Origin of the sequence: Nocardia arseniciresistens (assembly GCF_046764875.1) — a bacterium.
Classification (GTDB): Bacteria; Actinomycetota; Actinomycetes; order Mycobacteriales; family Mycobacteriaceae; genus Nocardia; species Nocardia arseniciresistens.
Genome location: NZ_JBKORD010000002.1, coordinates 211,297 through 224,054 on the forward strand (window position 1 = coordinate 211,297; position 12,758 = coordinate 224,054).

The following is a 12,758-nucleotide window of genomic DNA, read 5'->3' on the forward strand; positions in this document are numbered from 1 at the left end:
GTAGCAACGTTCTACGAGGCAGCACACTGGTTGCGCGCGGCCTGAATTAATCACTCATACAAGACAAACCGACCACTCGGGCCACATGCGCGTACGCGAAGCGCGACAACTCGGACACGCCGAATGGCCGATGCCATGGCGACGGACCTCGCGAGCATCGGCCATTCGGCGGCAGCCCCCGACAGGGAATCAGAAGGCGCGGCAGGACCGGATATCGAAGGCCAGGATGGCCTTTGCGCCGAGCTCCGCGAGCTGGTCCATGACCTCGTTGCCCTGATTGCGCGGCACCATGGCGCGGATCGCGACCCAGCCTTCGTCGGCGAGCGGGGACACGGTCGGTGACTCGAGGCCGGGAGTGATCTCGACTGCCTGGTCGAGCAGCTCCTTCGGGCAGTCGTAGTCCAGCATGATGTATTGCTGACCGAACACGACCCCCTGGACGCGGGCGATGAGCTGGTTGCGTGCGCGGTCCTGCTGGTCGGAGCCCGCTCGTTCGATCAGCACGCCCTCCGAATCGCACAGCGTCTCGCCGAAGGCGACCAGGTTGTGCTGGCGCAGCGTGCGTCCGGAGCCGACCACATCGGCGATGGCATCGGCGACGCCGAGCTGGATGGAGATCTCGACCGCGCCGTCGAGCCGGATCACCTCGGCCTCGATTCCGCGCGCAGCGAGATCGCTGAGCACCAGGTTCGGGTACGAGGTGGCGATGCGCTTGTCGTAGAGGTCCTCGACCTTCCACTCGCGTCCCGCGGGGGCGGCGTAGCGGAAGGTGGACCGGCCGAAGCCGAGCGAGAGCCGTTCCTGGACGGTGGCACCGGAATCCAGTGCGAGGTCACGACCGGTGATGCCGAGGTCGAGTTCGCCGGACCCGACGTAGATGGCGATGTCCTTGGGCCGCAGGAAGAAGAACTCGACCTGGTTGGCCGGATCGAGGACGGTCAGATCACGAGAATCGGTGCGCCTGCGGTAGCCGGCCTCGGACAGGATCGAGGTGGCGGACTCGGACAGGGCGCCTTTGTTGGGGACTGCGACGCGCAGCATGGGGATGGTGTCCTTTCGGAAGGGAGAAACTACGGAATCCGGCGACCGTCACAGATGTCGGTACACGTCTTCGAGCTTCAATCCGCGGCCGACCATCATCACCTGGACCCAATAGAGCAGTTGCGAGATCTCCTCCGCGAGCGCCTCGTCGCTCTCGTGCTCCGCGGCCAGCCAGACTTCACCGGCCTCCTCGAGCACCTTCTTACCCTGGCTATGCACGCCCGCGTCCAGCGCGGCGACCGTCCCCGACCCCGCGGGGCGGGTGACTGCACGATCCTGGAGCTCGGCGAACAGGGTTTCGAAGTTCTTCACGAGGTGACATTCTTTCAGACCCGGATGCGGGCCTGTTGCCGCGGTACGCCGATGGGTTCCGGTCGCCGCGTCACGACAGCGACCGGAACTTCGACATCGCCGATTCAGGCGCCCGCGAGTAGTGCCTCCAGATCGGCGACGGCCGTGCGCAGATGATCGGCGAAGGCATGCATCTCCGACGCGACCGACCTCGGTGTCGCGAGGTAGAGATTCCACCGATCCGGCAGCAGCACGTACGCGATCCCGATGCACTTGGGGCTGGTGGATCCGAACCCGAAGTAGCGAATGTTGACCGAGGGGGCCGAGCTGGTGCTCAGGTAGTCATCGCGCATGATCGTCCAGCCCGGGCTTTCGTAGAGCGCGATCGGCGCTTCGACGCCGAGTTCGACACCACGGCGGCGCTGGATCCACTCCAGTTCCCAGAGATGCTGTTCGGGCGCGTCACCGGCCTGGCACTGCTTGGCCCGCACGACGTGCGCGGTCGCCGCCCTCTGTGCCGCGGCGACGCGGCTACCCGCATCCACCGCCGGATCCTGCATCGCGTCGACGAAGGCCACCATCTCCGGGGTCACCACCCGCATTGCCTCGGTGCGGCCGTTGCGGTACTGGCGGGTCGCGATGGATTCGTAGGTGGCGCCGGTCAGGCCCTTGCTGCGCCGATGGGCCAGCTGATAACTCAACTGCGCGAACGCATCGGGCGAGACCCCCAGTTGCTTTGCCCGTGCGGTGCCGAAGTTTTCGAACGTGACGGTGGTGGTGGCATTCTCGGCGACGTAGCGAGCGAAGTCCGCGCCCGCGGCCGCGATGTCGCCGCGCTGGGCGGCATCGAGGACGAACTCGATCGGCTCGACCGAGGGCAATCCCTGCGCCTTGGCGCCGGAACTCGCGGCGTGCTCTGCTGCCGAGCGCTCCAGCAAGCTGTCGACGAAGGACAGGATGGTGGTGCCGTCCAACCCGCAGTGCTCGATATTGATCCCGGCCTGCCCGTCGCCGAGGACGATGAACGACACCGCCTTGTCGAACCACCGGTTGGCGCTGTCACCGTGCAGCAGCTGGTCGCAGGCTTGCAGTTCGTCGCGCGGAGCGAAGTCCTCGAGGCACAGGCAGAACAGCGCCGTCTCGATGGTGTCCAGCGCCGCGACGTTGGCCGGTTCGGCGCGCAGTGCCTGCCTACTCTCGGCCCATTCAGCGCGCGCCTTGGTGGTGAGGTGCCCGACGGCGGAGTCGGTGCGAGCGGAGCGCGCGCCGGCCTTCAGCACCGCACTCAGCCCGTCGGCGAGGTCGTCGAGGGAGTACGGTGCGCCGTCGGTCCCGATGACGTCCAAGCGGAACATGCTGCCACGGAAGAACACCACGATGTGCCGGGCCTGCGACGGACCGGGCCACTCCGCACTGTAGGGCACCCGCACGGAATCCTGTTCCGCGCCAGGGATCCGCGTCTCGGAGAACAGATACTTGTTCTGCCACATCGTCAGTAGTTGGCCGCGCTGGGTTGCGGGCGGTACTTCCTCGGCGTCGAGAGCCGCCTTGTAAGCGACGGCGGCCGCGATGATCCCCGCCGCGCGCTGCACCTGTCCCGCCGCGGTCGAGGTGGCCAACGGGGTGTCGTCACGGAAGAGGAAAAAGAAGTTCGCGTTCAACGCGATTCGGTCACGCCTGCCGAGGTAGCGCGATGGCCAGAACAGGTCCAGCCAGCTTCCGACGCCCGGGGTAGCGTCGTATTCCGCCAGCGCGGCGTGCAGTGTCCGGCCGGGGCCGCCGGCACGCAGCAGGTCGGCGACGGCCGCCTCGGTGGTGGCGATTTCGTCGGCGGTCAACAGCGGTGCGCACCATTCCAGGAGTCGGGCGCAGCTGTCCTCCAGCGTCGGCAGCGGCACCCTTGGCAGGTGTTCGTCGGCGGCGAAGGTGCGTTGGCTCAATGCGGTTCCTCGGGGTCGGCGTGTTTGGGAAGTGGACGGGAGAGGTACAGGTTGGCGTAAAGCCAGCCGTCTGTTTCGTGACCGGTGGTATCGATGCCTTTGTCGGACAGAGTATTCAGCACCTGTGCGCGTTCGGTGTCGGAGGCGAACCTTCGTTGTTCGAAGCAGCCGGGCGCCTGCTCGGTGCGGTAGCCGAGTCCGGCTAGTTCCTCGGCGATCGGCTCGAAGCTGAACATACGCAAGACGAAGTGTGCCATCCACGGCCGCCTGCGTGGGTGCGCGAGCGCAACCCGAGACAGGGTCTTTTCCGTCACGTAACCGACGCATCCGGTGGAGACGACGATGTCCGCTGTCGCCAGCGTGGCACGCTGCTCGTCGGTCGGGTCCTCCGCTTCCAGGTCGGCGTGCACCGTGTCGTGCAGGAACCCGGCGGCGTGCGCGTAGGACAGGGCGGGGCGAGCGGCGTCCATGCCGACGAAGCGGACGTCGGGAAGTTTGTCCTGCGCGTCCAGCCTGGCGCGATCGCGGGCGATGAGTCCGGCCTGGTCGCCTTCGGCCGTTCGGTAGTGCTCGGCGAGCTCGCCGATGGTCGTGTCGAAACGCAGCAGTGCCGCGTTGACACCATAGGAGCAACCGATGTCGAGCACGGTCGGGGTTGCCACCCGCGCGGAGGCGCGATACTCCCGAATCTGTTGCTGCAGGAATGGTTTCGCCAGTTCCGGAATCCGATAGTCGAGTTCGGCCATCCTGGCGTAGTACTCGCGGGGATCGGGCCGGTTGTAGATATCGTCGAAGGAGGCTTTTCCGGTCGTATGCAACGGCACTGGCACTAGTTCGTTCCTCTCGGGTCGAGCTTTGTGCTGCCCAGGCAGCGTCGTTCTGCTCAGTCGAGCAGTCGGTCACCTCGGACGGCGGCGGCCGCGGCGGCCAGGTGTTCGGGCAGCACGCGCCCGAACAGCTGGCGGGTGCGTTCCACGGTGCCGATGACACCGGGACGATCGGTATAGGCGAAGATCGCCGAGTGTCGTTGCGTGGCACCCCGCACCGGGGATACTCGGTGCAGTGAGAAACGCCCCCGGAACAATTGCAGGTCGCCGGGTCGCAGGTCGAGCCGTCGGATCAGCCGGTCGCCCGCGCCGGTGAGCACCTCGCGTACGTCGTCGAGGTTCTCGGCGCCGGTCGAGCGGATATTGGGGCAGTACTCGAAAACACCACCCACCTCGGCGGGCTTGGTCAGCATGCTGACGGTGAATTCATTGGTGTCGAAATGCCACGGATGCGACATTCCCGGAGCCACCACGTTGAGACACAGTCCGGCAAGGGGATCGGCGAATTCGTGCAATTGGGCAAGTCCGAAACAATCCGCGACGAACCGCTGGAACTCGTCACTGATGTAGAGGCGGTGGATCAGCGCGTCGGCCGGAATCCGATCGCGGGGCACGAACGCATTCCCTCGCTCCATCACGATCCGACCCGGATGATCTTCCCGCAGTTCGGTATCCAGCGGAATGTTGTATGCGTTCACCCGCTCGACCTCGTAATACGCCTCGGGCGCTATCGCGTCCCCTTGCGCGCACAGCGTCTCGATCAGCTCCGGCCTGATGAATTCCCGCAGCACCGTGCAGCCGACCTCGCCCAGCTCCGCCCGCGCGTGCGCCACCGCGTCCCGCCAGTTCGATCCCCCCGGATCCTCGAGCGAATATCGTGTCGTATCGACGATCTCGTCCAGCACACCGGTCGCTGCCATGGCGTTATTTTGGTGCAGTATCCGAAGACATGCCCGGGATTCGGAAAAATTGCCCGTGACTACCGTCACACCTACGAGCAGCGGTCATTTACATTGCCGCACAGTAACTCTCACTGTTGAGCGACCGGGAATACATACACGGAGGCTATCGATCACAATCGCTTCGTTCGAATTGTCATGGCGCAGAACAAGATCAACACCGACACTCGGTACAATCGAAAGCCGTCTCAGTCCCGCACGCGCAATGCGTCTTTCAGATCGGCGAGTGTCAGTCCGATCAGAGAATCACGGAAGACACGTCCCGGCAGCGGCGGTACCGCGATCTCACACGGGATCACGATCACCGCGCAACCCGCGGCCTGGGCCGCACGGGCACCAGTCGGCGAGTCCTCGACGGCCACACAGTTTCGCGGGTCGAGGCCGAGCAGCTCAGCGGCGCGCAGGTAGATGTCGGGCTCGGGCTTGCCGTTGGCCACCTCGTCGCCGCAGACCGACACGTCGAAGTAGTCGCGGCCGAGAGTATCGAGCCCGAACTCGGTGAGCGACCGCTTGGTATTGGTGACGAGCGCCGTGCCGAGGCCGGAGGTCCGCACCAGGGCCAGCGCGTCTTTCGCGCCGGGACGCCACGGGATCGGGCCGCTCATCAGTGCGGTCACCCTCGCCTCGAGGAGCTCGCCCGCGGCAGCAACGGCAGCGACCGTCGGTTCGATGCCGAGGCCCTCGAACATGAGACGCAGCGCGTCGGGCCCCGAGGCACCGATCAACGCATGCCGCAGCTCGTCGGTCATCTCATGACCATGCGCGCGCGCCAGCTCACGGACACCGATGTCCCACAGCTTCTCCGAATCGAGCAGCGTGCCGTCCATGTCCCACAGCACACCTGCCAGTTCTGATCGCGCCGTCACCGCGCTGAGTCTCCTTCGTCTCGCCGACTACGTGCCAGAGGCCGCGATCAGCAGTCGCCCATTGTCCGACGCGACCTGGAACCACCGGTTCTCCGATGAGGTCGAGCCATCCTTCAGGCTATAGGTCAGCGAAGCGACCGCGCGGTTCTCACCGTTCGGTGTGACGGCACCCACGCGCACCGAGCGGACCGAACCCCAGAACCTGGCGTAGGCGTCGTAACCGCCGGTCTGGGCCTGATATGAGGGCGAGAGCTGGCCCCATGCGCCGCCGACGTTGCCGGGCAGCGTCCCGTAATAGCCCTGGATGAATTGCGCGATCCGGTCGGCGGTGGGCGGACCGAGGGGGGCGGTGGTGGTCGGCGGGACAGATGGACTCGGCGTGACCGACGCCGAGGACGGGGCGGGCGTCGTGCTCGGCTGTGGTGCGCTCGTCGCCGCGGGCGGCTCCTGCTGGGCGGGTCCGGCCGCGTCCGTCGAAGGGGAGACCGGGTTGTCCACGGCGGTGGAGGTGGCGGTTCCGGGCGGCGCGGCGGTCCGGCCGTCTTTGCCGTCGCCGTTCATGGAGGACACGATCAGGACAACCACGATCAATACCGCCACGGCAGCTACGGCCGCGAGGACAAGCAGCCGTCCCCGCGACTGGCCGTCGCCGGTACCGCCGGGCAGGGTGCCACCCGATCGGGTCGGCGGCGTGCCGGCGACTGCCGTGGGCACGCCGGCCATCGCGGACGCGGAAATCATCTCGGTGGCACCGTCCGCACCGTTGGGGCCGGGGGGCATCACCGTCGTGGCGTCCGCACCGGGGGTGGGCAGCGTCTTCGTCAATGCCGCAACAGGCGCCAATGCCGGAGTACGGCCCGCGGCGACGGCTTCCATGGCCGCCTGCGCCTCGCGCATGGTCGGGCGGGCATCGATCGTCGGGGCGAGCAGCCGCAGCAATACCGGTCCGAGCGCGCCTGCCTGCCTCGGTGGCGGTATCTCGCCGCGCGCCACCGCGTGCAGGACAGCCAGCGGGTTATCGCCCTCACCGAACGGTGGCGAACCCTCGACCGCCGCATACAGCGTGGACCCGAGCGCGAACACATCGGAGGCGGGCTCCGGGTTCTCCCCGCGCGCCACCTCCGGTGCGAGGTAGGCGGGTGTGCCCGCCAGGAAACCGGTCGCGGTGACCGTCACATCGCCGACCGCGCGGGAAATGCCGAAGTCGGTGATCTTCACCGTGCCGTCGTCGCCGACGAGAATATTCGCCGGTTTCACGTCCCGGTGCATGATGCCCGCGTCGTGCGCCGCGGCAAGCGCTCCCGCTGCCTGCGCACCGATCTTGGCCACCTCCGTCGGGGCGAGAGTGCGCTTGCCCGACAGCTTCGCCGCCAGGCTCGGGGCGTTCATGTACTCCATGACCAGCCACGGCTGGCCGTCCTCTTCGGCGACGTCGAAGACGGTGATCGCATTCGGGTGATGCAGTCGGGCCGCGATCCTGCCCTCCCGCATCGCGCGCAGCCGCGCCTCGATGGCGGCCGAGCGCGACAGGCCCGGCGCCAGCAGCAACTGCTTCACCGCGACCGTACGGCGCAATCGAACATCGGTTCCGCGCCACACAACCCCCATCGCGCCGGAGCCGATCGGATCCGTGATCCGATACCGTCCCGCGATCAACCGATCCGAGGTCATGGTGTTGTGCCCTCCTGCTTGCCCGCCGAGTAATTCGCACTCCGCGCGTAAGCGGAAATCATCGAAAATCCTACGCGCTGAAGTACATTGCACCCGAATACGGCAGGACGAAGGCATCCGCCGACTGCTCCGGATGCAGTTGCAACGCTTCCGACAATGTCATACCCAACTGACATACATCCACCACCGAGCCGAATCTCCCGTGATTGCCCAGGTCACTCAGGCCCTGTCACCGAAACATCCCGGCGCGCCCTCGCATCGGAATTTCCCGCGACAAGCCAAGACCTGCACCGCGATCACCTATTTCGAGGCAATCACGGTAAAAAGTCGAGCGAACGGCACTGCGACCCACCGGGATCCGATGCGTCGAGAATCACATCATCCCATTCGGTCCGATCATCGAGCAGCGCTGAGGCGTTGAAGTACCTCAGGCGTTGAAGTACTTGGCCTCCGGATGCAGCAGCACGAACGCGTCGGTCGACTGCTCCGGATGCAGCTGTAGCTCCTCGGAAAGGACGACGCCGATCCGCTCGGCCTCGAGCAGGTCGACCAGCTTGGCGCGATCCTCCAATTCGGGGCAGGCGCCGTAGCCGAAGGAGTAGCGGGCGCCACGGTAACCGAGCTTGAAGTAGTCCTGTACGTCCGCAGGGTCGGAGTCGGCGACCGAATGTCCTTCGAGGACCAGCTCTTCACGAACGCGGCGGTGCCAGTATTCGGCGAGCGCCTCGGTGAGCTGCACGCCGATGCCGTGTACCTCGAGGTAGTCGCGGTAGTTGTCGGCGGCGAACAGTTCGTTGGCGAAGTCCGCGATCGGCTGCCCCATGGTGACCAGCTGGAACGGCAGCACATCCACCTGGCCGGTCTGCCTCGCCTGCTCGCGAGAGCGGATGAAGTCGGCGATGCACAGGAAGCGGTCGCGCTGCTGACGCGGGAAGGTGAACCGATGCCGTTGCGGCGCATCCGGACTCGGCTCGCTCAGCACGATGACATCGTCTCCCTCGGACACGGCGGGGAAGTATCCGTACACCAGCGCGGCGTGCTGCAATACGCCCTCGGTGCTGAGCCGGTCGAGCCAGTACCGCAGCCGCGGCCTGCCCTCGGTCTCCACCAGTTCCTCGTAGCTCGGGCCCTCGCCACCGCGCTGCCCGCGCAGACCCCACTGGCCGAGGAACAGGGCGCGCTCGTCGAGCAGCCCCGAATATTCCTGCAGCGAAAGCCCTTTCACCACCCGGGTGCCCCAGTAGGGCGGCACCGGCACCGGCAGATCCGCGGCCACATCGGAGCGAGCGGGCACCTCGACCGGCACCTCGACCGCCTTGCGCTCCTCCGCGATGCGCTTGGACCGCTCGTGGCGAGCCTTGCGTTCGGCGGTCTTCTCGCGTTGCGCGATCGCCTCGGGGCTGTCGGGGTCGGTGCCACCGCCCCGCTTGCGGGTCATGATGTCATCCATCAACCGCAAGCCCTCGAACGCGTCGCGAGCGTAGTGCACGTCGCCCTCGTAGACCTCGGTCAGATCGTTCTCGACATAACCGCGGGTCAGCGCGGCGCCGCCGAGTAGCACCGGGAACTGTTCCGCCACCCCCTTGAGGTTGAGCTCCTGCAGGTTCTCCTTCATCACCACCGTCGACTTCACCAGCAGCCCGGACATGCCGATCACGTCCGCTTTCTTGTCGACTGCCGCGTCGAGGATGGTCGCGATGGGCTGCTTGATGCCGAGGTTCACCACCTCGTAGCCATTGTTCGACAGGATGATGTCGACCAGGTTCTTGCCGATGTCGTGCACATCGCCCTTCACCGTGGCCAGCACGATACGGCCCTTGCCGCTGTCGTCGGTGGCGTCCATATGCGGCTCGAGGTGCGCGACGGCCGCTTTCATCACTTCGGCCGATTGCAGCACGAACGGCAGCTGCATCTGACCGGAGCCGAAGAGCTCACCGACGGTCTTCATGCCCGACAGCAGCGTTTCGTTGATGATCTGCAATGGCGGCACTTGCTGCATCGCCTCGTTCAGATCGTCTTCCATGCCGTTGCGCTCGCCGTCCACAATGCGTCGAGCCAGCCGCTCGAACAGCGGAAGCGCGGCCATTTCCTCGGCACGCGACGCGCGGGATGAGGAGGTCGAGACCCCCTCGAACAGCCCCATCAGCTTCTGCAGCGGATCGTAATCCTCGCCGCGACGGTCGTAGATCAGATCGAGCGCCGTTTCCCGGTGCTCGTCGGGGATGCGTGCCATCGGCAGGATCTTCGAGGCGTGCACGATCGCGGAATCCAGTCCGGCCTGGACGCATTCGTGCATGAACACCGAGTTCAGCACCTGACGGGCCGCAGGGTTCAGGCCGAAGGAGATGTTCGACAAGCCGAGGGTGGTCTGCACGGCAGGGTGTTTGCTCTTGAGCAGCCGGATGGCCTCGATGGTTTCGATGCCGTCGCGGCGCGACTCTTCCTGGCCGGTGCCGAGGGTGAAGGTCAGCGTGTCGATGATGATGTCGCTCTCGAGCACGCCCCAGTTGCCGGTGATGTCGGCGATGAGCCGCTCGGCGATGGCCACCTTCGTCGCGGCGGTGCGGGCTTGGCCCTCCTCATCGATGGTCAGCGCCACAACGGCCGCGCCGTGCTCGGCGACCAGCTGCATCGTCTGCTGGAAGCGCGATTCGGGGCCGTCACCGTCCTCATAGTTCACCGAGTTGACCGCGCAGCGGCCACCGAGGTGCTCCAGACCGGCCTGCAGCACCGGGGTTTCGGTGGAATCGAGCATGATCGGCAGCGTCGATGCGGTAGCCAGCCTGCTTGCGAGGGCCTCCATGTCCTTGGCACCGTCGCGCCCGACGTAGTCGACGCACAGGTCGAGCATGTGCGCGCCGTCGCGGGTCTGGTCCTTGGCGATGTCCAGGCACTTCTGCCAGTCCTCGGCGAGCATCGCGTCGCGGAAGGCCTTGGAGCCGTTGGCATTCGTGCGCTCGCCGATCATCATGATGCTGGCGTCCTGATCGAACGGCACCGCGGTGTACATGCTCGACACACTCGGCTCGTGCTCGGGCGTGCGGCGCGCACCGATCTGCGGCAGCGTCGTCTCGACCTCGCGCACAGCCGCGGCGACCTGGCGAATGTGCTCGGGCGTCGTGCCGCAGCAACCACCGACCAGCGCGAGCCCGAACTCCGAGACGAAGCCGCGCAACGCGATTGCCAGCTCTTCTGGCGTCAGCGGGTACTCCGCGCCGTTCACACCGAGGATCGGAAGGCCCGCGTTCGGCATCACCGACACCGGCACCTGGGCATGGCGGGACAGGTGGCGCAGGTGCTCGCTCATCTCGGCGGGGCCGGTCGCGCAGTTCAACCCGATCACGTCGATGCCGAGCGGTTCCAGTGCGGTCAGCGCCGCGCCGATCTCGCTGCCGACCAGCATGGTGCCGGTGGTTTCCACGGTGACGTGGGTGATGATCGGGATCCGCCTGCCGAGCTTGGCCATCGCGTGCTGGCTGCCGATCACCGCGGCCTTCACCTGCAGCAGGTCCTGGCAGGTCTCGATCAGAATGGCGTCGGCACCGGCCTCGAGCATGCCGAGCGCGGCCTCGCCGTAGGCGTCGCGCAGCACGGCATAGGGTGCGTGGCCAAGGGTGGGCAGCTTGGTGCCGGGTCCCATCGAGCCGAGTACGTAGCGCGGGGTGCCGTCGGCGCTCGGCCCCATCTCATCGGCAACCTCGCGGGCCAGCCGGGTGCCGCGTTCGGACAGATCTCGAATCCGATCCGCGATGTCGTAGTCGGCGAGGTTCGGCAGGTTGCAGCCGAAGGTATTGGTCTCGACCGCGTCGGCGCCCGCCTCGAAGTAGGCGCGGTGAATACTGCGCAGCACGTCCGGTCGGGTGTCGTTGAGGATTTCGTTGCAGCCCTCGAGGCCGAGGAAGTCGTCGAGCGTGAGATCCGCCGCCTGCAACATGGTGCCCATCGCGCCGTCGCCGATGACGACACGCCGATTGAGCGTGTCGAGAAGCGTGGTATCGAACTCGGCCGGAATGGACGCAGACATGTGATCAAGCGTAATGGGCAGGTGCGACAAACCAACCAGCAGCTACAACGAGCGCTCAGCGGCGTGTGCCACACCACACAACTCAACCCTGGTTCGGCCCACGTGCCGAACACTGTCGTAAGCATCACCGCCGACGCGCCCACTCGCCACGACCCCGTATTCCGAGCGAAGCGAGACCAAGGGGGCCGCGAACACGCAGCGCCGAAGGCGCTGTCAAAACAAACACTGCCGTAGGCTGACCGGGGTGAACTCCAGTGAATCTTCGGTGTCACCCGAGCCGGAACTGCCCACTTTGCGGGATCCGGTGCTCGTCGCTGCCTTCGAAGGCTGGAACGACGCGGGTGACGCTGCCAGCGGTGCCGTCGAACATCTGGAACTGATCTGGGATGCCGAGCCGCTGGCCGAACTCGATTCCGAGGACTACTACGACTATCAGGTCAACCGGCCGACTGTGCGTCAGGTCGACGGTGTGACCAGGGAAATCCAGTGGCCCTCGACCATGCTTTCGGTCTGTTCGCCGCCCGGCTGCGAGCGCGACATCGTGCTGCTACGCGGCATCGAGCCGAATATGCGCTGGCGCAGTTTCTGCGAGGACCTGCTCGAGTTCATCGAACAATTGGGAGTACAGACCGTCGTCATTCTCGGCGCACTGCTCGCCGATACCCCGCACACCCGCCCGGTCCCGGTCACCGGTTCCGCGTATAGCAAGGAAGCCGCCGAGCGGTTCAACCTCGAACAGACCCGTTACGAGGGCCCGACCGGAATCACCGGGGTGCTGCAGGATCAGTGTGTGAAGGCGGGTGTGCCCGCGGTGTCGTTCTGGGCCGCTGTCCCGCACTACGTCTCGCAGCCGCCGAACCCGAAGGCGACCATCGCGCTGCTGCACCGCGTCGAGGATGTGCTCGATATCGAGGTGCCCCTCGGCGAACTGCCCACGCAGGCCGAGGAGTGGGAGGTCGCGGTCAACGAGATGACCCTCGGCGACGACGAGATCAGCGAGTATGTTCGTTCGCTGGAGGAACGCGGCGACGCGGCAGTCGATTTGAACGACACGATGGCCAAGATCGATGGCGACGCCATCGCGGCCGAATTCGAAAAATACCTGCGCAGGCGCGGTCCTGGCAGCTTCGGGCTGTAAT

9 protein-coding genes are annotated in these 12,758 nt (G+C 66.2%); 1 reads left to right on the top strand and 8 read right to left on the bottom strand.

Going from position 1 to position 12,758, the window contains the following annotated elements; genetic code table 11:
* Positions 1–189 precede the first annotated feature (189 nt).
* The 8 genes from hisG to metH form a co-directional block, all read right to left on the bottom strand.
* Positions 190–1,041, bottom strand: coding sequence for an ATP phosphoribosyltransferase (gene hisG, locus ACLMAJ_RS04590; RefSeq protein WP_412012215.1), 852 nt, complete (start codon positions 1,039–1,041; stop codon positions 190–192).
* 48 nt (positions 1,042–1,089) lie between these two features.
* Entirely contained in the window at positions 1,090–1,371 is a 282-nt protein-coding gene (locus ACLMAJ_RS04595; protein WP_412012501.1) for a phosphoribosyl-ATP diphosphatase, read from the bottom strand.
* Between the two features lie 86 nt (positions 1,372–1,457).
* Positions 1,458–3,272: a choline/carnitine O-acyltransferase gene (locus ACLMAJ_RS04600; RefSeq protein WP_412012216.1), complete on the bottom strand. Its 1,815-nt coding sequence runs from the start codon at positions 3,270–3,272 to the stop codon at positions 1,458–1,460.
* A complete protein-coding gene (locus ACLMAJ_RS04605) occupies positions 3,269–4,102 on the bottom strand; it encodes a class I SAM-dependent methyltransferase (RefSeq protein ID WP_412012217.1) in 834 nt (277 codons plus the stop codon). Before ACLMAJ_RS04605 ends, ACLMAJ_RS04600 begins: the two co-directional genes overlap by 4 nt.
* Before the next feature lie 53 nt (positions 4,103–4,155).
* A complete protein-coding gene (locus ACLMAJ_RS04610) occupies positions 4,156–5,019 on the bottom strand; it encodes a HalD/BesD family halogenase (protein WP_412012218.1) in 864 nt (287 codons plus the stop codon).
* A gap of 227 nt (positions 5,020–5,246) precedes the next feature.
* A complete protein-coding gene (locus tag ACLMAJ_RS04615; RefSeq protein ID WP_412012219.1) occupies positions 5,247–5,924 on the bottom strand; it encodes an HAD family hydrolase in 678 nt (225 codons plus the stop codon).
* Positions 5,925–5,951: 27 nt separating this feature from the next.
* The gene (locus ACLMAJ_RS04620; protein ID WP_412012220.1) at positions 5,952–7,595 is read right to left on the bottom strand and encodes a serine/threonine-protein kinase; all 1,644 of its coding nucleotides are present in this window, start codon (positions 7,593–7,595) and stop codon (positions 5,952–5,954) included.
* A gap of 427 nt (positions 7,596–8,022) precedes the next feature.
* Complete coding sequence (gene metH / locus ACLMAJ_RS04625; protein WP_412012221.1) at positions 8,023–11,619, bottom strand: methionine synthase; 3,597 nt, start codon at positions 11,617–11,619, stop codon at positions 8,023–8,025.
* Between the two features lie 244 nt (positions 11,620–11,863).
* Here metH and ACLMAJ_RS04630 point away from each other — a divergent pair, with 244 nt between their 5' ends.
* Complete coding sequence (locus ACLMAJ_RS04630) at positions 11,864–12,757, top strand: PAC2 family protein (protein WP_412012222.1); 894 nt, start codon at positions 11,864–11,866, stop codon at positions 12,755–12,757.
* Position 12,758: the final 1 nt, after the last annotated feature.

Bases quoted from the DNA above. Each gene is read 5' to 3' on its own strand.
- ACLMAJ_RS04610 (WP_412012218.1), bottom strand. From the start codon at position 5,019: ATGGCAGCGACCGGTGTGCTGGACGAGATCGTCGATACGACACGATAT.
- metH (WP_412012221.1), bottom strand. From the start codon at position 11,619: ATGTCTGCGTCCATTCCGGCCGAGTTCGATACCACGCTTCTCGACACG.
- ACLMAJ_RS04620 (WP_412012220.1), bottom strand. From the start codon at position 7,595: ATGACCTCGGATCGGTTGATCGCGGGACGGTATCGGATCACGGATCCG.
- hisG (WP_412012215.1), bottom strand. From the start codon at position 1,041: ATGCTGCGCGTCGCAGTCCCCAACAAAGGCGCCCTGTCCGAGTCCGCC.